Origin of the sequence: Cellulomonas endometrii (assembly GCF_949769265.1) — a bacterium.
Lineage (GTDB): Bacteria > Actinomycetota > Actinomycetes > Actinomycetales > Cellulomonadaceae > Cellulomonas > Cellulomonas endometrii.
Genome location: NZ_CATKPC010000002.1, coordinates 307,921 through 326,108 on the forward strand (window position 1 = coordinate 307,921; position 18,188 = coordinate 326,108).

Below are 18,188 nucleotides of genomic sequence, written 5' to 3' on the forward strand. Positions count from 1 at the left end.
GAGCACAATCCCCGCCATGGCGCACGGCATCGTCGACGTGGCCCGGGTGGCCGGGGTGTCCACCGCGACCGTGTCGCGCGCCCTGCGCGGTCTGCCGAACGTCACCGAGGCCACGCGCGAGCGCGTGCGCCGCGCCGCCGACGAGCTCGGCTACGTCCCGTCGCCGTCCGCGGCGTCGCTGGCCTCCGGGCGCACGCGCACGATCGGGCTCATCACGCCGTGGGTGGCGCACTGGTTCTTCGCGAACGTGATCGAGGGCGCCGAGCGGGCCCTGCGGGTGGAGGACTTCGACGCGCTGCTCTACACGTTCGAGGTGTCCCGCGACCACCGGCGGATGCGCGTGGACCCCGACGTGCTGCGCCGCCGCGTCGACGGGGTGCTCGTGGTGGGCCTGCCCCTGGAGGCCGAGGAGGTCGAGGCGCTCGAGAACCTGGACTACCCGCTGGTGTTCGTGGGCGCCGGCGCACCGGGGCGGGTGACCGTCGGGCTCGACGACGTCGCGACCGCGCGGCGGGCGGTCGCGCACCTGGCGGACCTCGGGCACCGGGTGATCGCGCACCTGAGCGGCGAGCCGGACGACACCCTCCCGTGGTCGCCGGCCGTGCAGCGGGCGGTGGGGTGGCGCGCCGAGGTGCGGGCCCGCGGGCTCGACGACACCGGCCTGGAGGTGCACGGGCACTTCGACGTCGCGGGCGGGCGGGCGTCGATGCACGCGCTGCTGGACCGGCGCCCGGACGTCACGGCGGTGTTCGCGGCGTCGGACGAGATGGCGATGGGCGCGATGCTCGCGCTGCGCGACCGGGGCCTGCGCACGCCGCTCGACGTGTCCGTCGTCGGGGTCGACGGGCACGAGATGGGGGAGCACCTGGGCCTGACGACGATGGCCCAGAACGCCCACGACCAGGGGGTGACGGCGGCCTCGATGCTGCTCGAGATGATCACCGGCGCACCCGTGCCGCAGGAGGTCGTGTTCCCGACGGTGCTGGTCGACCGGGGGTCCACGGCCGCACCACGTGACCAAATCGTGACAACTCGTTAGCCGAAAGCGGTTGTGCAGCGGCTATGTAAACGCTTGCATAGGACCGACGCACCGAGGCGTACCCGCCTCGGAGGAAGAGCACCACGACGAGGTGGAGGCAGCATGACCAGGATTCGTCGACGCGGCACGGGTGCCGCGCTCGCAGGCGGGCTCGGGCTGGCGCTCGTGCTGACCGCATGTTCCGGCGGTGGGGACGACAGCGGTGACGAGGGCACCGACACCGGGGGCGACACGGGCGCGAGCAGCGAGATCGACTGCGCGCCGTACGAGGAGTTCGGTGACCTCGAGGGCACGACGGTGTCGATCTACACGTCGATCGTCGAGCCGGAGCAGCAGACGCAGGAGGACTCCTACGACCCGTTCGAGGAGTGCACCGGCGTCACGGTCGAGTACGAGGGCTCGCGCGAGTTCGAGGCCCAGCTGCTCGTCCGCATCCAGGCCGGCAACGCCCCCGACATCGCCTACCTCCCGCAGCCCGGCCTGCTGAAGACGATCGTCCAGGACTTCCCGGACGCCATCGTCCCCGCGCCCGAGGCCACGTCCGCGAACGTGGACGAGTTCTTCACCGAGGGCTGGAAGGAGTACGGCTCGGTCGACGGGACGTTCTACGCGGCCCCGCTCGGCGCGAACGCGAAGTCGTTCGTCTGGTACTCCCCGGCCATGTTCGAGGACGCCGGCTACGAGGTCCCCGAGACCTGGGACGACATGATGGACCTGTCCCAGCAGATCGTGGACGACGGCGCGATGCCGTGGTGCGCGGGGGTCGAGTCCGGTGACGCGACCGGCTGGCCGGGCACCGACTGGATTGAGGACGTGGTGCTCCGCACCGCCGGCCCCGACGTGTACGACCAGTGGGTCAGCCACGAGATCCCGTTCAACGACCCGCAGATCGTCGAGGCCTTCGACACCGCGGGCGAGATCCTCAAGAACGACGAGTTCGTGAACGCGGGCCTCGGCGGCGTCGACTCCATCGCGACCACGCCGTGGACGGACGCGGGCTTCCCGATCCTCGACGGCACCTGCTGGATGCACCGCGCGGCGAACTTCTACGCCACGCAGTGGCCGGAGGGCACCGAGGTCGGGCCGGACGGCGACGTCTACGCGTTCTACCTGCCGACCAACCAGACCGACATCAAGCCGGTCCTGGGTGGCGCCGAGTTCGTGGCGGCGTTCGACGACCGTCCCGAGGTGCAGGCGTTCCAGACCTACCTGTCCAGCGCCGACTGGGCGAACACCAAGGCCAAGACCACCCCGATGGGCGGCTGGGTCAGCGCGAACAACGGTCTCGACCCGGAGAACCTCGCCACCGACTTCGACAAGCTGTCGGCCGAGATCCTCTCCGACCCCGAGTCGGTCATCCGGTTCGACGCGTCCGACCTGATGCCGGGCGAGGTGGGTGCCGGCACGTTCTGGACCGGCATCGTCAACTGGCTCACCGGGTCCTCCACCCAGGAGGTCACGGACCAGATCGAGGCCTCCTGGCCGGCTGCGTCCTGACCCCGGGAAGGGTTGCGACCAGGTACTGACCGACGGACGGCCTGCCCGGCCGGACGGGGACCTCCCCGTCCGGCCGGGCGGTCCGGCGTGGCTCGGAGGGGCACATGGACTGGCTGACGAATGCCGACACGGTGGCGGAGAAGTTCGCGCTCATGGGCGTGGCGATCCTGCTGTTCGTCGTCGTGATGGGGGCGATCCTCCTTCTGGTCGACCGACCGAAGAAGATCCCCCGCTGGGTGGTGGCCGCGGCGTTCGCCGGGCCTGCCCTGCTCCTGCTGGCGTGGGGCCTCGTGCGGCCCGCGCTGCTGACCGTCTGGTACTCGTTCTTCGACAAGCGCGGGAACGAGTTCATCGGGGTCGACAACTACCAGCGCGCGCTGACCGAGGGGCAGTTCCAGAACGTCCTCGCGAACACGGCGATCTGGGTCATCCTCGTGCCCATCGCGGCGACGCTGATCGGGCTCGTGTACGCGGTGCTGGTCGACCGGACCCGGTTCGAGAAGCTGGCGAAGGCGCTGGTCTTCGTGCCGATGGCCATCTCGATGGTGGGCGCGTCGATCATCTGGAAGTTCGTGTACGAGTTCAAGCCCGACCAGCCCGGGGTCAAGCAGACCGGTCTGCTGAACCAGGTGCTGGTGTGGGTCGGCCTGGAGCCGCAGCAGTTCCTCATCAACGCGCCGATGAACACGGTGTTCCTCATCGTCGTGATGGTCTGGATCCAGACCGGGTTCGCGATGACGGTGCTGTCCGCCGCGATCAAGGCGATCCCGGACGACATCATCGAGGCCGCGCGGCTCGACGGCCTGCACGGGATGAAGATGTTCCGCTTCATCACGGTGCCGTCCATCCGGCCGGCCCTCGTGGTCGTCCTCACCACCATCGCCATCGGCACGCTGAAGGTCTTCGACATCGTGCGCACCATGACCGGCGGCCAGTTCGACACGCAGGTCATCGCGAACGAGTTCTACACGCAGGCCTTCCGGCAGAACAACCAGGGGCTCAGCTCGGCGCTCGCGGTGATCCTGTTCATCCTCGTGATCCCGATCGTCGTCTACAACGTGCGGCAGCTGCGCAAGTCGGAGGAGATCCGGTGACTACCACTCCGCTGCCCCCCACGGGGGCCATCCCGCAGGCCGTCGACGAGACCGCGGACGCCGGTGGGCAGGGCGGACGCGGCCGCCGGCTGAGCCGCGTCGAGAAGCGGGCCATCGCGACCAAGGGCAAGCTCTCGTCGCCCTGGGCCTCGCTGCTCGCGATCGTCATCGCCATCCTGTGGACGATCCCGTCGGTCGGGCTGCTCGTCACGTCGTTCCGGCCCGAGCTCGACATCCGCCGCTCCGGCTGGTGGACGGTGTTCACCGGCGACGCCGAGTTCACGCTCGACAACTACGACCAGGCGCTGTTCGGCTCCGGGGCGAACCTCGCGACGTACTTCGTCAACTCGTTCGTCATCACGATCCCCGCGGTGATCATCCCGATCACCATCGCGCTGCTCGCGGCGTACGCGTTCGCGTGGATCGACTTCCGCGGCCGGGAGATCCTGTTCGTCGCGGTGTTCGCGCTGCAGATCGTCCCGCTGCAGGTGGCGCTCGTGCCGCTGCTGCGCGACTACGTGAGCGCCGGCGTCGCGGGCTCGTTCTGGACCGTCTGGCTGTCCCACTCGATCTTCGGGCTGCCGCTGGCGATCTTCCTGCTGCACAACTTCATGAAGGAGATCCCGACCTCCCTGGTGGAGGCGGCCCGCGTCGACGGCGCGGGGCACGTCAAGATCTTCTTCCAGGTGCTGCTGCCGCTGCTCGTCCCGGCGATCGCGGCGTTCGGCATCTTCCAATTCCTCTGGGTGTGGAACGACCTGCTCGTCGGCCTCACGTTCGCCGGCCCGGGGTCCCGGCCCCTGACGGTCGCGGTCGCCGAGATGGCGGGCAGCCGCGGCGGCGACTGGCACGTGCTGACCGCCGGGGCGTTCATCTCGATGGTGGTGCCGCTGATCGTGTTCATCTCGCTCCAGCGGTACTTCGTCCGCGGCCTCCTGGCGGGCTCCGTCAAGGGCTGACCGGTCGGCGCCGCGGCCCCGGCCCCCGGGCCCGCAGCAGAGTGGAGAGTCCTGCCGGACACGCCGAGGTGTGTCGGGCAGGACTCTCCGCTGCGTGGGGGGTCACGCGCGGGTGCGACGCTCGGGGCGCGGGCGGAGAGCCACGGCCGCGAGGGCCAGGGTGGCCGCCGCCGCGACCGCCGCCGCCGGGAGCGGGAGCGCGCCGAGCCCGTGGGCCGCGACCACCGCGCTGCCCGCCGCCGCGCCGACCGCGATGCCCAGGTTGAACGTCACGGGGATCAGCGTCCCCGCGAGGGACCGCAGCCGCGGTCCGGCGGCCCGCATGATCGCCGTCTGGGCCAGCGGCGGGAACGCGCCGGTGGCGAGGCCCCACACGGCGACGAGCGCCAGGTCGACGGCCGGCGCGCGGCCGAGCACCCCGAGCAGGGCGAGCACGACGGTGACGGCCGCCGCCGTGGCGACCAGCGCGAGGGCCGGCCGACGGTCGCCCACCCGGCCGACCAGCACCGTCCCGACCGCCGACAGCACCCCGAACCCGAGCAGCAGCCCGCTGAGCCCGCCGGGGGTCCGCGCCGCCGTGCCGGCCAGGAGCGGCGCGACGAACGTGTAGGCCGCGAAGTGCCCGACCAGCAGCAGCCCGCCGAGGGCCGCGGTCACCAGCACGGGGCGCAGTGCCGAGGCGCCCGACGGGGCGGCGGGGGAGGTCTCCGGGCCGGGAGCGACGGCGCCGGGCGCCGGCCGGACCAGCGTGAGCACCGCGGCCGCGGCGGGCAGCGACACGACCGCCACCCCGACGAAGCCCGTCCGCCAGCCCCACACGTCCGCGGCGGCGCTCGCGGCCGGCACCCCCAGCACCGTGCCCAGGGTCGCGCCGCCGAGGACGACCGCCACGGAGCGGGCCAGGCGGTCCGGCGGCACGATGGCCGCGCTGTGCGCGTTGACGGTCGCCCACAGCAGCCCGCACGCCGCGGCCCCGACCAGCCGCGACCCGAGGGCGACGCCGAACGACCCCGCCGCGGCGGTGACGGCGCTCGAGGCGCCGAGCACCAGCACGGCGCCCGCGATCACCCCCCGGCCGTCGACGCGGCGGGTGAGCCGGACGAGCGGGAAGCTGGCCACGACCACCATGAGCGCCCACGCGGACACGAGCAGGCCGGTGCGGGACGCGGGGACGCCGAGGTCGGCGCTCATGGCGGGGAGCACGGCGGTGGGCAGCATCTCGGCCGCCACGACGGTGAAGGTGACCGCGCCGAGGGTGAGCAGGCTCGGCCACGGCAGGGCGGCGGACGCGGCGGACGCGGCGGGCTCGCCGGACGCGACGGCCCCGGTGCGGGGGTGTGCTGCGCTCATGCCGCGACCGTAGAGTTTGACATCAGTGTGAAGGTCAAGGGGGGGTCGCGACGTGCGGATCGGTGAGCTGGCGGAGCGGACCGGGGTGTCGACCCGGCTGCTGCGGTACTACGAGGAGCAGGGCCTCATCGCCCCCGAGCGGTCCGGCAACGCCTACCGCTCCTACGCGGAGGCCGACGTCGCGGTCGTGCAGCGGATCGCGCTGCTCATCCGCTCCGGCGTGCCCACCCGGCTCATCCGCGCGCTGCTCGACCTGGAGCGGGCGGAGGCGACGCAGTCGGCCGCGGCCGTCGCCGAGGCGTGCCCGCGGGGAGTCGCGGAGCTCTTCGCCACCGAGCTGCACGACCTCGAGGCGCGGATCGCGTGCCTGACGCGCAGCCGCGACACCATCCGGGACTTCCTGGAGCGCACGGAGCACGCCGCGCTGCTGCACGAGCGTCGCGACCGCGCCGCGGCCCGTCCCGTCGGCGAGGTGCCCGACCTCGGCGTCGGCGGGCAGGTCGCGCTCGCGGGCCGGGCGACGGCGCGGTGACGGGCGACCAGGTGACCGCGTCGACCGAGGTGCCGGCACCGCCGGGCGCCACGCCCGGGCCCGGCGGCGTCCTCGGTCGCGTGCCGGCCCCGGCGCTCTTCCTCGTCTCCGGGCTCGCGCAGTACGGCGGCGCGGCGCTCGCGGTCGCGCTGTTCGCGGTGATCGCGTCGCCGACCGTCGCGTGGCTGCGGATCGCGGTGGCGGCCCTGGTTCTGCTCGCGTGGCGCCGGCCGTGGCGCGCCCGCTGGACGCGCGGCGACCTGGTCGCGGCCGCCACGTTCGGCGTCGTGCTCGCGGCGATGAACGTGTCGTTCTACGTGGCGATCGACGTCCTGCCGCTCGGCACGGCGGTGGCGATCGAGTTCCTCGGACCCGTGGCCGTCGCCGCCGTCACGGGGCGGACCTGGCGGGAGCGGCTCGGGATCGTCGTCGCGGGGGCGGGGGTCGTCGCCCTCGCGGGGGTGGAGCTGCGCGCCGGCGGCGACGACGCGACCCGCGGGCTGGTGGCCATCGGGGTGGCCGCCGCGTGCTGGGCCGGGTACATCCTGCTGGGCCGACGGGTCGCGCAGGGGGCCCGGGAGCCCGAGGCAGGAGCGGACGGGCACCCCGCGCAGGACCCGGCGCAGGGCGCGGCGCGGGATGCGGCGCGGGGCACGGTGCCCGCCGGGCGCGCCCGCCCCGACGGCATCACGTCGCTGGCCGTGGGCATGACCGCCGGCGCGCTGGCCGGCGCGCCGTTCCTGGCCGCGCCCGCCGCGCCCGTGCTGCACGACGCCGGCCTCGCGCTCGCGGTGGTCGGCATCGCGGTGCTGTCGTCCGTGGTGCCCTACGCCATCGAGCAGGTGGTGCTCCGCCGGGTGACCGCCGCGACGTTCGCCGTGCTGCTGGCGATGCTGCCCGCGACGGCCGCCGTGGTCGGGGCGGTCGCGCTGCGGCAGCTGCCGCACGGCTGGGAGGTCGTCGGCCTGGCCTGCGTCTCGGTGGCCATCGTGCTGACCGCCACCCGCAGCGCGCCGGCCTAGGGCTGGCCCAGCGGTCCCGCCCAGCGCTCCGGCCTAGAGGTACTGACCGGGGCCGGGCTCCGACGACGACGCGCCGGGCACCGGTGCGCCCGGCATCCCCGGCGCGCCCGGGGCCGGGTGGCCGCCCGGCAGCGCCCGCCGCATCTGCGTGAGCTGGGCCTGCGCGGCCATCTGCTGCGCGACCAGCGCCGTCTGGATGCCGTGGAACAGCCCCTCGAGCCAGCCGACCAGCTGCGCCTGCGCGATCCGCAGCTCCGCGTCGCTCGGCGTCTGCGAGTCCGCGAACGGCAGCGTGATGCGGTGCAGCTCGTCGATGAGCTCGGGGGACAGGCCGTCCTCCAGCTCGCGCAGCGACCGCTCGTGCACCTCGGCCAGGCGGGCGCGGGCGGCCTCGTCCAGCGGGGCGCTGCGGACCTCCTCGAGCAGCTGCTTGATCATCGTGCCGATCCGCATGACCTTGGCCGGCTGCCCGACCGTGCCCGCGGGGCCGTCGTCGTCCTCGGGCTCCGTCGTCGGCTGCCCCTCGGGGGAGGGGGCGGGCTCGTCGCCGTCCACCACGACGATCCGAGGGGCCTGGGGCCCGGTGCTGCTCGCGTCGCTCATGCCCGCCATCCTCTCGCGCCGGGCCGTCGATGGCACGGCCGTCCGGCCGTCACGGGACCAGCAGCACCTTGCCGAACACCGCGCCGGAGTCGAGCAGCGCGTGCGCGTCACCGGCGCGGCCGAGCGGTAGGCGCGCGTGCACCACCGGACGGAGCCGCCCGTCGGTGAGCATCGGCCAGGCGTGGGCGAGCACGTCGGCGACCACCCGCTCCTTCTCCGCGAGCGGGCGCGGCCGCAGCGTGGTGCCGATGACGCTGGCCCGTCGCGCCATCAGCAGCCCCAGGTCGATCTCCCCGCGGGCACCCCGCTGGGTGCCGATGACGACGAGCCGCCCGCCGGTCGCCAGCGCGGCGAGGTTGCTCGCGAGGCCGCCCGCACCGAGGACGTCGAGCACCACGTCGGCGCCGTGCCCGCCGGTGGCGGCCCGCACCGCCTCGACCACGTCCTGCGTGCGGTGGTCCACGACGGTCCGGGCGCCGAGCTCCCGGCACCGGTCGGCCCGCTCCGCGCCGCCGGCGGTCGCGACGACGTGCGCCCCGAGGGCCGCGCCCAGCTGCACGGCGACCGAACCGACACCCCCGGAACCGCCCTGCACCAGCAGCACGTCACCCGGACGGAGTCCTCCGGCGTCCACCAGGTTGGTCCACGCGGTGCACACCGCCTCGGGCAGGCCGGCCGCGTCCACCAGGTCCACCTCGTCCGGCACGGGGAGCAGCAGACCGGCCGGCACCGTGACGGCCGACGCGTACCCGCCACCGGCCAGCAGCGCCGCGACGCGCGTCCCGACCGGCCACCGCACCGCGTCCGTCCCAGGGCCGTGACCAGCGACGACGCCCGACACCTCGAGCCCCGGCCACTCCGGGGCGCCCGGCGGCGGCGGGTACTTCCCCTGCCGCTGCAGCAGGTCCGCGCGGTTCACGCCGGCGGCCGCGACCCGCACGAGCACCTCGCCCGGACCGGGCTCCGGATCGGGCCGGTCGACCAGCCGCAGCTGTTCCGGACCGCCCGGGCTCTTGACCTCGACCACCTGCATCGTGCGAGCCTACGCACCGTGTCGTCGCTGGACACAGCGGATGAATCGTCCCGTTGCGCTCATGTCGGGGCGGGAGAGCGCCGATGGAGTTCGAACGGGCGCCCTCGGCGGGCACCCGCACCCGGCCGCGGCTCGCGGCGGCGCGGGTGGAGGACGAGGGATCGGGAGGCAGGTCGACATGCTGCGCAGGCTCGGCATCCGCGCCAAGGTGCTGGCGGTCCTCGCGCTGCCCGTGCTCGTCCTGCTGCTCACCGCCGGCTTCATCACCGTCCAGTCGGTCGGTGACGCCCGCACGGCCGGCACCGTCAGCGAGGTCGTGGGCATCCTGCCGGCCTACGCCCGCGCTGCCGAGGCGCTCCAGCAGGAGCGCACGCTCTCGGTGCAGAAGGCCGGCGACGACGCCCTCGGCGGCAACCTCAGCGCCTCGCGCTCCGCCACGGACGACGCGATCGCCGCGCTCGGCGTCGCGCTGCGGGAGGTCGACCTGTCCGGCCTGGACGCCCGCGTGGCGGAGGCCGTCCAGAACGCGAGCAACCAGCACGAGTCGATCGTCGAGCTCCGCGACCGGGTCGACGCCGAGTCGATCCCCCCGACCCTCGTCGACAGCAACTACACCTCGGTCGTCCGGGCCGACAACAACGTGCCGGTCGTGGTGGCCGAGACGCTGTCCGAGCGGTCCCTGGCCAGCCAGATGACCGCCTACGGCGCCATCGCCGACACGATCGAGCAGGTGCTCCGCGCCCAGCCCGTCGCCCAGGACGTCCTGCGCGAGGACGGCACCGACGGCGCCCAGGTGCGCGAGCTCGCCGGGCTGTTCGCCGTCCAGGACGAGAACCGCTCCGAGGCCCGCGACGTCACGAACAACCTGCGGCTCGACGGCATCCAGCTCCCGTCCCGCGACGCCGACCTCACGGCGATGCAGCTCGCGATGGTGTCCGGCACCGAGCTCGCCGTGTCCGTCCTCGACCAGACCCGCTGGAACACCCTGGTCAACGCCGAGCTCGCCACCCTGCGACCGGTCGCGACCGACCTGCTCGACTCCGCCACCGACCGCGCCGACTCCCTGGCGACCCAGGCGCGGGACCAGACGATCCTCACGGTGGGCGTCACCCTGGCGGCCGCGGCGCTGTCCATCGTCATCGCCTTCGTCGTCGCCCGCGGGATCGTCGTCCCGATGCGCCGCCTCACCGCGGCCGCCGGTACCGTCCGCCAGGAGCTGCCCCGCCTGGTCGAGCAGGTCGCGGTCCCGGGCGAGAGCCCCGACCTGACGCTCGCCGACATCCCCGTCGAGTCCCAGGACGAGGTCGGCCGGCTGGCCCAGGCGTTCAACGACGTGAACGCCACCACCCTCCAGGTGGCGCGCGAGCAGGCCGCCCTGCGTGGCTCGATCGCGGAGATGTTCGTCAACGTCGCCCGTCGCGACCAGGTGCTGCTCGGCCGCCAGCTGTCGTTCATCGACTCGCTCGAGCGGTCCGAGGAGGACCCGGCGGCCCTGGCGAACCTGTTCCGCCTGGACCACCTGGCCACCCGGATGCGCCGCAACGCGGAGTCGCTGCTGGTGCTCGCCGGCATCGACTCCGGCCGGCGCCTGCGCGAGGCCATGCCGCTGTCCGACGTGGTCCGCACCGCGTCCTCGGAGATCGAGCAGTACGACCGCGTCCAGCTGGAGCTGCACGCCGACCCGCTGATGCACGGCTTCAACGCCCTGGCCGCGGCCCACCTGCTCGCCGAGCTCCTCGAGAACGCCACGCTGTTCTCGGAGCCCGGCACCCCCGTCGTCGTCACCACCGGCGTCGACGGCGACCAGGTCGTCGTCCAGATCACCGACCAGGGCCTGGGCATGTCGCCCGACGAGCTCACCGAGGCGAACACCACGATCGCCTCCACGTCGCCCACCGAGGCCCTCGGCGCTCAGCGCCTGGGTCTCTTCGTGGTGGCGCGCCTCGCGCAGCGCCTCGGCGCCAAGGTCCGCCTGGAGCGCGCGAGCGGCTCCGGGATGTCCGGGACGATCGCGGTCGTCACGTTCCCGGTCGGCCTGTTCACCGCGAACGACCCCGCACTCGCCGGTTCCGCAGCGGGCGAGCGGCCGAACCGCATCGTCACGGGCTCGCAGCCGGTCGTCGACGCACCCGTCGCCGTCCCGGTCGACCTGGCCGCCCTGACCGACGGCTCGACGACCACCGGCCTGCCGCGCCGCCGCACGTCCGACGCGCCGTCCGCGCCGGACGCCCCGGCCGCGCGCCGCGACCTGCCCACCGAGCAGGACGTGGTCCTGCCGGCGCCCGCCGAGGCGACCCTCGCGCCGGAGATCGCCGCCGAGGCCGCGGGCTGGACCCCGCTGGTCGCGCCGGCCCCCGACGCGCCCGCACCCCTGGCGTCCCGCGGCTCGCTGCCGGCCCGCGGCGGTGGCCTGCCGTCGCGCACGCCCGCGGCCGCTGCCGGAGACACCCCGGCCGAGACCCCCGCCGCGCCCGCCGGTCCGCGCACCGGCCTGTTCGCCGGGTTCCGTGGCCGCGAGGCCGCCGCCGGGCAGCGCGACGGCGAGGCCGCCGAGGGCACGGAGGCCGCGGCACCCGCGGAGGTCGCCACGCCCGCGGAGGCCGCCGCGCCGGCCGAGGCCGCCGCGCCGGCCGAGGCCGCCGCGTCCGTCGAGGTCGCCGGGCTCGCCGAGGTCCCTGCGCCCGCCGAGGACGCGGCCCCGCAGGCCCCCGAGCAGTCCGAGGTCGAGCCGCGGGCGGAGGTCGAGCCCGAGCTGTCCGCCGCCGACCACGCCCGCCTCGACGCGCTGTCGGCCCCGCTGACCGCCGGGTCCGTGTTCGACCGGGCGCCGGTGCTGGATGCCTACCCCGAGGCCGTCGCCGAGCCCGAGGTCGCGCCCGAGCCCGAGCCCGAGGCCGTCGCCGAGCCCGAGGTCGCGCGCGAGCCGGAGCCCGAGGCCGCCCCTGAGCCCGCCGCGCTGGTCGTCCCGGGCCTCGTGCCCGACGAGCCGCTCGACGAGGCCCGTGCCTGGGGCGGGTGGGCCGATCCCGCGCCCGCCGCCGAGCCCGCCGAGGCGCCGGCCGAGCCCGCCTGGACCGGGTCCGCGTGGTCCGAGCCGACCGGTGCCGACGCCCCGGCCGCGCCGACCCTGGACTCGCCGCTGGCGTGGTCGGGCGACGTCGCCCCGATCGCCGAGCAGCCCGCGGCCCTGGCGCCCGACGCGCCGATCGGCCGCGCAGATGAGACGCAGCTGTTCGCCCCCGTGCCCGACGCCGTGGCCCCGCATGCGGACCCCGCGCCGGCGTCCGAGCCGGTCGCGGTGGCGGAGCAGCTCGCCCCCGCCCCGGTCGTGCCCGCGCCGGCTGCCGTCCCGCCCGCGGTCCCTGCGGCCCAGGCCGTCCCGGCGGCCCCGGTCGCCCCCGCGGCCCCGGCCGACGTCCCGGCCCTGCCGGACTTCGCCAGCCTCGTCCGCGGCGACGACGAGCCGGTCGCCGAGCCGGCCCGTCGAGAGCGCGCCCGCCGGTCGTTCTTCTCGTTCCGCCGCAAGGCCGCCGACCCGGCCCCGGCCCGCGCCGAGTCGGCCCCTGCGCCGTCCGTCGCGCCCGCGTGGCCCGCGACGTCCGGGGCGACCCCGGTCATCCCCGCCGCGGCCACCACGCCCACGCAGCCGCCGGTCCTCCCGGCGGTGCCCGCACCGGCTGCCCCCGCGGTGCCGCCCGCGTCGGCGGCGCCCGCCGTCCCCTCGCTCCCCGCCCCCGTGGTCAACCAGTCGTGGCTCCCCGCCGCTGCCTGGGCGCCGGTCGAGGAGCAGCCCGCCCCGGTCGCCGCGCCGGGTTGGTCCGCACCGCAGCCGGAGCGCACGGAGTCCGCGGCGCCCGCCGCCGAGGCCGGGTGGCTGTCCGCCCCGGGCTGGGGCACCCCGGCCCGAGCAGCAGCCCGCGCCGGCCTGGGGCCAGCCGGTCCCGGAGCAGCCCGTGCCCGACCAGCCCGTGTTCGGGCAGCTCGGTCAGCCCGCGCCCGACCAGCCCCTGTTCGGCCAGCCGGCCGTCGGCGCGCCCGCGCAGCCGGAGCAGCCGGCCGCCTGGTCGGCGCCGACCGAGCCGTTCGCCGTGCAGCAGCCGGACGAGCCGGCGTGGGCCCCGAGGCCCCGGCCGCCGCGGTCCCGCTGCCGACCCGCACCCGCGGGGTCGTCCCCCCGCCCGCCCCGGAGCCGGCCGAGGTCGCCCCGGCGGCGGAGCGCCGCCCGCACCGCGACATCAGCGCCTGGGCGTCCTCGTGGTCGCCCGAGGGCGGTGCCGTCCCCCAGCCGTCGGGGGCCCCGTCGTGGTCCGCGCAGCCGTCGCCGGCCGTCCCGGGCGCGCAGCCCGCGGAGGCACCGGCCCGGCGCCCGGGCGGGATGGACACGGAGGCCGCCGCGATGCTCGCGCTGCGAGCCGACATCCAGGAGCAGGCCTTGAGCGAGCTGAGCCAGCTGTCCGCGTACCGTCCGCAGGTCGTGGACCGGCCCGCCGGCGGCTCGCTCACCCGACGGGTGCCGACGGCGATCCCCGCCGCTCCCGAGATCTCGACCCCGGACTCGGGCCAGGCGGCGGCGCGTGACGCCGACGGCCTGCGCGACCGGCTGTCGAGCTTCCAGTCCGGGACCCGCCGGGGGCGTCGTGCCCTCGGCGAGCCCGACCAGGGGCAGGCCGACTCCGAGCCCCGCACCGAGTCCGACCACCAGCCCGTCCCGCCGTCGCCGTCATGGTGACACCGTCCCCGCAGCCGCCCACCGCGTCTGCGTCACGTCAGGAGGATGTGTGACCACCCTCAGCACCGAGGCAGCCAACTTCGGCTGGCTCCTGGACAACTTCGTCCGGACCGTGCCCGGCACCCGGCACACGCTGGTGGTGTCGGCCGACGGTCTGCTCATGGCGATGTCCGAGCAGCTCGACCGGACCAGCGGCGACCAGCTCTCGGCGATCGTCGCGGGCATGTCGAGCCTGACCCGCGGGGCGGCGCGCCAGCTGCGCGCCGGCGACGTCCGCCAGGCGATCGTGGAGATGGACAACCTGTTCCTCTTCCTCATGAGCGTGTCCAACGGGTCCGTCCTCGCCGTGGTGGCCGACGCCACGTGCGACGTCGGCCTCATCGGCTACGAGATGGCGATGCTCGTCTCGCGGACCGAGGCCACGCTGACCCCGCAGCTCATCAGCGAGATGCGGGGCAGCCTCCCCGTCGACGGCGCCACGCGCGCTCCCACCATGTGAGGTGACGATGAGCGAGAGCGAGTTCGAGACGAGGACCGTCCGCCCGTACGCCCTCACCGGCGGCCGGGTGCGCTCGGAGCGGTCCGACTACCCCCTCGAGGCACTGGTCGAGCTGCTCCCGGGCGGCGTCTCAGGCCAGGGGCTCACGCCCGAGAAGCGGGCGATCCTGCAGCACGCGTCGCACGGCTACATCTCCATCGCGGAGCTGTCGGCCCTGCTGCACCTGCCGCTCGGCGTGGTGCGCATCGTCGTGTCCGACCTGGCGGACGCGAGCTACGTCCGCGTCCACGCCTCCGACCCGGTCGAGGTCCGCACCGGTCAGTCGCCCGCCCTGTCCCTGAGCGTCCTGGAGAGTGTTCTCAATGGCATTTCCGCCCTCTGACGCCGTGGCCGGCGCGACGACCGCCGTGCCCACCGCGCGCCCGGCCGGTGACTCCGGCGCTCTCGGCGCTCCCGCGCCCACCGTCGTGAAGATCGTCGTCGCGGGCGGCTTCGCCGTCGGCAAGACGACGTTCATCGGCTCGATCTCCGACATCGAGCCGCTCAACACCGAGGCTGCGATGACCGAGCACTCGGTCGGCGTGGACGACGCGGGCGGCCAGACCGACCGCAAGACGTCGACGACGGTCGCCATGGACTTCGGCCGCATCGCGCTGCCGGGCTCGCTGTGGCTGTACCTGTTCGGCACCCCGGGCCAGGACCGGTTCCTGTTCATGTGGGACGACCTGGTGCGCGGCGCGATCGGCGCGGTCGTGCTGGTCGACACCGACCGGCTCGACCAGTGCTTCCCCGCCGTGGACTACTTCGAGTCGCGCGGCATCCCGTTCGTCGTGGGGGTCAACTGCTTCGACGGCGTCGCGAAGCACCGGCTGGAGGACGTCCGCGAGGCCCTGGCCATCCCGGCGCACGTGCCCGTGCTGTACACGGACGCCCGCTCGCGCACCGCGACCAAGCAGACGCTGATCTCCCTGGTGCAGCTCGCGATGGAGCGGCTCCGCAAGGCCTGAGGCGGTCGACCCGCACGCCGACGATAGGGTGCGTGGCGTGCGGGTCTACGCCGATGGTTCGGCGCTCGTCCGCTACCTCCCGGGACAGCAGCACGCCGAGGACTGGCAGAGGTGGGCGGCCGGTCACGAACCGGAACTCCTGGTCACGTCGCTGTCCCTGAGCGAGCTGCGCCACGCGGCCGCCCTGGCGCCGACGGACGTCCGCGCACTCGCGCACGCCGTGGCGGACCGGCTGGAGGTGGTCCGGTACTCGGACCAGGCCCTGCGCTCGGCGGCGTTCAGCAGCGGGGTGCTGTCCCCGTTCGCGGCGCTGCACCTCGGGGTGGCGGTGGCCCAGCCGGGCGTGACAGCGGTCGCGACCTACGACCGGGGGCTGGCGGCGGTCGGGGCGATCCACGGGCTGGCGATCGTGTCTCCCGGCCTGCCGGACCTCTGGTGGGACGCACCGGCCTGACCGGCCCCGCGTGCCGCTCCGGTGACGTCGTCCCCGCGCCCGCACGGTAGGGTCGCGGCGTCACGGGAGGGCTGGCTGAGCGGCCGAAAGCGACGGTCTTGAAAACCGTTGGGGCGGGACACCCCCGTCCTCGTGGGTTCGAATCCCACGCCCTCCGCCATCGGCTCCCCTCGGCACCGGTGCCATGATCGGGGTGTCGCGGTCCGGTCCACCACGGGGGGCAGAGGTGAGGCGTCGGCTCGTCGGCCTGCTCGCCGTCGTCGTGCTGGCGGTGCAGTGCTGGATCACCCTGGACGCGCGCCACCTGCTGCCGCTCGAGGGCCTGGTCATCGGCGTGGCGGTCGTCGTGCTCGTGACGGTGAACGTCGTCATGACCCGGCGGCGCGGCACCCGGGTCGCGAGGACCCTGCGCCCGGACTCCCCGGAGCTCATCGCACTGCAGGACGATCTGCTCGGGCGAACGAGCAGCACGGGATCCGCGCCGCTCTCGTCGGGGACCTCGGTCACACAGCCCTCTCCCTGGCGCGACCCGCTCGACGGATTCGCTGTGGAGCCCGTCGACCGCGAGCAGGGCTGAACGACCAGCCGGACCCCACGCCGGGGGCTGACAGCGCCCGCCCCCGTGCCCTAGCGTCCAGCGCGGACGGCGTCGTCTCCGGCGGGGCCCTCGATGTCGAGAACCGCCGGCCGGCTCCGCTCCCCAGGTGGAGGGCCGCGACAGGCGCAGCCCCACGGCACCAGGAGGCACCATGCCGAAGTACCTGCTCCTCAAGCACTACCGCGGCGGCCCCGAGCAGCACCGCCCGTCGCCGCCGCTGGACCAGTGGGGCCCGCAGGACGTGGAGGCGCACATGGCGTTCCTGCGGCACGTGGGGGAGATGCTGGAGGAGCGCGGCGAGCTCGTCGACGCCCAGGCGCTGACCCCGCAGCGGACGTGGGTGCGCTACGGCGGCCCGGGCGCCGCTCCGGTGACCACCGAGGGCCCGCTGCCCGAGACGAGCGACCTGGTGGCGGGGTGGTACATGGTGGACGTCGAGTCGTACGAGCGGGCGCTGGAGATCGCGGCGTACGTGTCGTCCGAACCGGGCCAGGGCGGGACGCCGCTGTACGAGTGGATCGACGTCCGGGAGGTCATGTCGGACGCCCCCGCCGGCGGGTGACGTGACGGCGGACCTGCCGGGGGACGAGGGTGCCCTGCGCGCCCTCGTCCCCCGGGTCCTGGCGGGGCTCGTGCGGCGCGGCGAGGACTTCGACGCGGCCGAGGACGCCCTGCAGGAGGCGCTGCTCGAGGCGCTGCGGGTGTGGCCGGAGCACCCACCGCGCGACCCCCGCGCGTGGCTCACGACCGTCGCGGCTCGCCGGCTCGTGGACGCCCGGCGCAGCGAGGCGGCCCGGCGGCGACGCGAGGTGACCACCGACGCCGAGCCGCCCGCCGGGGACGTCGAGCAGGGCGACGACACGCTGCTGCTGCTGTTCTGCTGCTGCCACCCCGACCTCGCGCCGGCGTCCCAGGTGGCGCTGACCCTGCGCGCGGTCGGCGGCCTCACCACCCGGGAGGTCTCGGACGCGTTCGCCGTGCCGGAGGCGACGATGGCGCAGCGGATCAGCCGCGCGAAGCGCGCGCTGCGCGGCCGGCCGCTCGACGAGCCGGGGGACCTGGTCGTCGTGCTGCGGGTGCTCTACGTCATGTACACCACGGGCCACGGCGGCCGGGTCGACCTGGCGGCCGAGGCGATCCGGCTCGCGCGTCAGCTCACGCTCGCCACCGCGGAGCCCGAGGCCCGCGGCCTGCTCGCGCTGATGCTGCTCAACCACGCCCGCCGCGCGGCACGCTCCGACGCGGACGGCCGCCTCGTCACCCTCGACCGGCAGGACCGCGCGCTGTGGGACACCCGCGAGATCGCCGAGGGGGTGCGCGTCCTGCGGTCGGCGCTGGCCGCCGGCCGGCCGGGCCGGTACCAGGTGGAGGCGGCGATCGCGGCGCTGCACGACGACGCGGCCACCGCCGAGGAGACCGACTGGCCGCAGGTCCTCGCCTGGTACGACGACCTGGTGGCCCTGACCGACGACCCGGTGCGCGACGACCCCGCGGCGGTGCTCGGACGGGCGGTCGCGGTGGGCCACGCGCGGGGCGCGGACGCGGGGCTGCGGGAGACCGAGCGGCTGCGCGAGGTGCTGGGCGGGCGGCACCGCTGGCACGCCGTGCGCGGCTACCTGCACGAGCTCGGCGGCGACCCGGGCGCCGCGGCCGACGCTTACGCCGCCGCGGCCGCGCGCGCCACGGACGTCGCCGAGCGCGACCACCTGGTGCGTCAGGCAGCGCGCCTGCGGGCGGTCCGGGCGGAGGCGCCGGGGCGCCCGTGAGCGCCG

At 75.4% G+C, this 18,188-nt stretch carries 17 protein-coding genes and 1 tRNA gene; 15 read left to right on the forward strand and 3 right to left on the reverse strand.

All coding sequences use genetic code 11. The features are described from left to right. The first annotated feature begins 16 nt into the window (after nucleotides 1–16). The 4 genes from QNH85_RS03825 to QNH85_RS03840 all read left to right on the forward strand — a co-directional run bounded on the left by QNH85_RS03825 (nucleotide 17) and on the right by QNH85_RS03840 (nucleotide 4,589). Nucleotides 17–1,039, forward strand: a complete 1,023-nt coding sequence (locus tag QNH85_RS03825) for a LacI family DNA-binding transcriptional regulator (protein WP_282944764.1) — start codon at nucleotides 17–19, stop codon at nucleotides 1,037–1,039. 102 nt (nucleotides 1,040–1,141) lie between these two features. After that, nucleotides 1,142–2,536 (forward strand): ABC transporter substrate-binding protein, encoded by a 1,395-nt coding sequence (locus QNH85_RS03830; protein ID WP_282944765.1) that lies wholly within the window; start codon nucleotides 1,142–1,144, stop codon nucleotides 2,534–2,536. Nucleotides 2,537–2,640: 104 nt separating this feature from the next. After that, nucleotides 2,641–3,630 carry a carbohydrate ABC transporter permease gene (locus tag QNH85_RS03835; RefSeq protein WP_282944766.1) on the forward strand — a complete coding sequence of 330 codons (990 nt, stop codon included), beginning with the start codon at nucleotides 2,641–2,643 and terminating at the stop codon, nucleotides 3,628–3,630. Then, entirely contained in the window at nucleotides 3,627–4,589 is a 963-nt protein-coding gene (locus QNH85_RS03840; RefSeq protein ID WP_428830349.1) for a carbohydrate ABC transporter permease, read from the forward strand. Before QNH85_RS03835 ends, QNH85_RS03840 begins: the two co-directional genes overlap by 4 nt. Nucleotides 4,590–4,691: 102 nt before the next feature. Here QNH85_RS03840 and QNH85_RS03845 read toward each other — a convergent pair whose 3' ends face one another. Further along, the gene (locus QNH85_RS03845; protein WP_282944768.1) at nucleotides 4,692–5,939 is read right to left on the reverse strand and encodes an MFS transporter; all 1,248 of its coding nucleotides are present in this window, start codon (nucleotides 5,937–5,939) and stop codon (nucleotides 4,692–4,694) included. 52 nt (nucleotides 5,940–5,991) lie between these two features. Here QNH85_RS03845 and QNH85_RS03850 point away from each other — a divergent pair, with 52 nt between their 5' ends. Then, nucleotides 5,992–6,471 (forward strand): MerR family transcriptional regulator, encoded by a 480-nt coding sequence (locus QNH85_RS03850; RefSeq protein WP_282944769.1) that lies wholly within the window; start codon nucleotides 5,992–5,994, stop codon nucleotides 6,469–6,471. Between the two features lie 80 nt (nucleotides 6,472–6,551). After that, complete coding sequence (locus QNH85_RS03855; protein WP_282944965.1) at nucleotides 6,552–7,493, forward strand: EamA family transporter; 942 nt, start codon at nucleotides 6,552–6,554, stop codon at nucleotides 7,491–7,493. Between the two features lie 33 nt (nucleotides 7,494–7,526). On the opposite strand, the gene QNH85_RS03860 is transcribed toward QNH85_RS03855, so the two are convergent. Together QNH85_RS03860 and QNH85_RS03865 are read right to left on the reverse strand one after the other, a co-directional pair. Then, nucleotides 7,527–8,096: a bacterial proteasome activator family protein gene (locus tag QNH85_RS03860; RefSeq protein ID WP_282944771.1), complete on the reverse strand. Its 570-nt coding sequence runs from the start codon at nucleotides 8,094–8,096 to the stop codon at nucleotides 7,527–7,529. Nucleotides 8,097–8,145: 49 nt separating this feature from the next. Further along, entirely contained in the window at nucleotides 8,146–9,129 is a 984-nt protein-coding gene (locus QNH85_RS03865) for an NAD(P)H-quinone oxidoreductase (RefSeq protein WP_282944773.1), read from the reverse strand. 178 nt (nucleotides 9,130–9,307) lie between these two features. Here QNH85_RS03865 and QNH85_RS03870 point away from each other — a divergent pair, with 178 nt between their 5' ends. The 9 genes from QNH85_RS03870 to QNH85_RS03910 all read left to right on the forward strand — a co-directional run bounded on the left by QNH85_RS03870 (nucleotide 9,308) and on the right by QNH85_RS03910 (nucleotide 18,182). Then, nucleotides 9,308–13,858 (forward strand): sensor histidine kinase, encoded by a 4,551-nt coding sequence (locus QNH85_RS03870; RefSeq protein ID WP_282944774.1) that lies wholly within the window; start codon nucleotides 9,308–9,310, stop codon nucleotides 13,856–13,858. Nucleotides 13,859–13,907: 49 nt separating this feature from the next. Then, entirely contained in the window at nucleotides 13,908–14,357 is a 450-nt protein-coding gene (locus tag QNH85_RS03875; protein ID WP_213281015.1) for a roadblock/LC7 domain-containing protein, read from the forward strand. Between the two features lie 7 nt (nucleotides 14,358–14,364). Further along, nucleotides 14,365–14,739: a DUF742 domain-containing protein gene (locus QNH85_RS03880; protein ID WP_282944777.1), complete on the forward strand. Its 375-nt coding sequence runs from the start codon at nucleotides 14,365–14,367 to the stop codon at nucleotides 14,737–14,739. Continuing rightward, a complete protein-coding gene (locus QNH85_RS03885; protein WP_213281017.1) occupies nucleotides 14,720–15,364 on the forward strand; it encodes a GTP-binding protein in 645 nt (214 codons plus the stop codon). The genes QNH85_RS03880 and QNH85_RS03885 overlap by 20 nt, the downstream gene beginning before the upstream one ends. Nucleotides 15,365–15,401: 37 nt before the next feature. Further along, complete coding sequence (locus QNH85_RS03890) at nucleotides 15,402–15,818, forward strand: PIN domain-containing protein (RefSeq protein ID WP_249669011.1); 417 nt, start codon at nucleotides 15,402–15,404, stop codon at nucleotides 15,816–15,818. Nucleotides 15,819–15,883: 65 nt separating this feature from the next. Beyond that, nucleotides 15,884–15,978, forward strand: a tRNA-Ser gene (locus tag QNH85_RS03895). A 66-nt stretch (nucleotides 15,979–16,044) separates the two neighbouring features. Continuing rightward, nucleotides 16,045–16,395: a hypothetical protein gene (locus tag QNH85_RS03900; RefSeq protein ID WP_282944780.1), complete on the forward strand. Its 351-nt coding sequence runs from the start codon at nucleotides 16,045–16,047 to the stop codon at nucleotides 16,393–16,395. 172 nt (nucleotides 16,396–16,567) lie between these two features. After that, nucleotides 16,568–16,978 carry a YciI family protein gene (locus tag QNH85_RS03905; protein ID WP_282944782.1) on the forward strand — a complete coding sequence of 137 codons (411 nt, stop codon included), beginning with the start codon at nucleotides 16,568–16,570 and terminating at the stop codon, nucleotides 16,976–16,978. Between the two features lies 1 nt (nucleotide 16,979). Beyond that, complete coding sequence (locus tag QNH85_RS03910) at nucleotides 16,980–18,182, forward strand: RNA polymerase sigma factor (protein WP_282944783.1); 1,203 nt, start codon at nucleotides 16,980–16,982, stop codon at nucleotides 18,180–18,182. Nucleotides 18,183–18,188 lie beyond the last annotated feature (6 nt).

What these genes read in the sequence shown, in the direction of transcription:
- QNH85_RS03825 (WP_282944764.1), top strand. Translation starts at nt 17, where the DNA reads ATGGCGCACGGCATCGTCGACGTGGCCCGGGTGGCCGGGGTGTCCACC.
- QNH85_RS03830 (WP_282944765.1), top strand. Translation starts at nt 1,142, where the DNA reads ATGACCAGGATTCGTCGACGCGGCACGGGTGCCGCGCTCGCAGGCGGG.
- QNH85_RS03835 (WP_282944766.1), top strand. Translation starts at nt 2,641, where the DNA reads ATGGACTGGCTGACGAATGCCGACACGGTGGCGGAGAAGTTCGCGCTC.
- QNH85_RS03845 (WP_282944768.1), bottom strand. Translation starts at nt 5,939, where the DNA reads ATGAGCGCAGCACACCCCCGCACCGGGGCCGTCGCGTCCGGCGAGCCC.
- QNH85_RS03860 (WP_282944771.1), bottom strand. Translation starts at nt 8,096, where the DNA reads ATGAGCGACGCGAGCAGCACCGGGCCCCAGGCCCCTCGGATCGTCGTG.
- QNH85_RS03865 (WP_282944773.1), bottom strand. Translation starts at nt 9,129, where the DNA reads ATGCAGGTGGTCGAGGTCAAGAGCCCGGGCGGTCCGGAACAGCTGCGG.
- QNH85_RS03870 (WP_282944774.1), top strand. Translation starts at nt 9,308, where the DNA reads ATGCTGCGCAGGCTCGGCATCCGCGCCAAGGTGCTGGCGGTCCTCGCG.
- QNH85_RS03880 (WP_282944777.1), top strand. Translation starts at nt 14,365, where the DNA reads ATGAGCGAGAGCGAGTTCGAGACGAGGACCGTCCGCCCGTACGCCCTC.
- QNH85_RS03885 (WP_213281017.1), top strand. Translation starts at nt 14,720, where the DNA reads ATGGCATTTCCGCCCTCTGACGCCGTGGCCGGCGCGACGACCGCCGTG.
- QNH85_RS03905 (WP_282944782.1), top strand. Translation starts at nt 16,568, where the DNA reads ATGCCGAAGTACCTGCTCCTCAAGCACTACCGCGGCGGCCCCGAGCAG.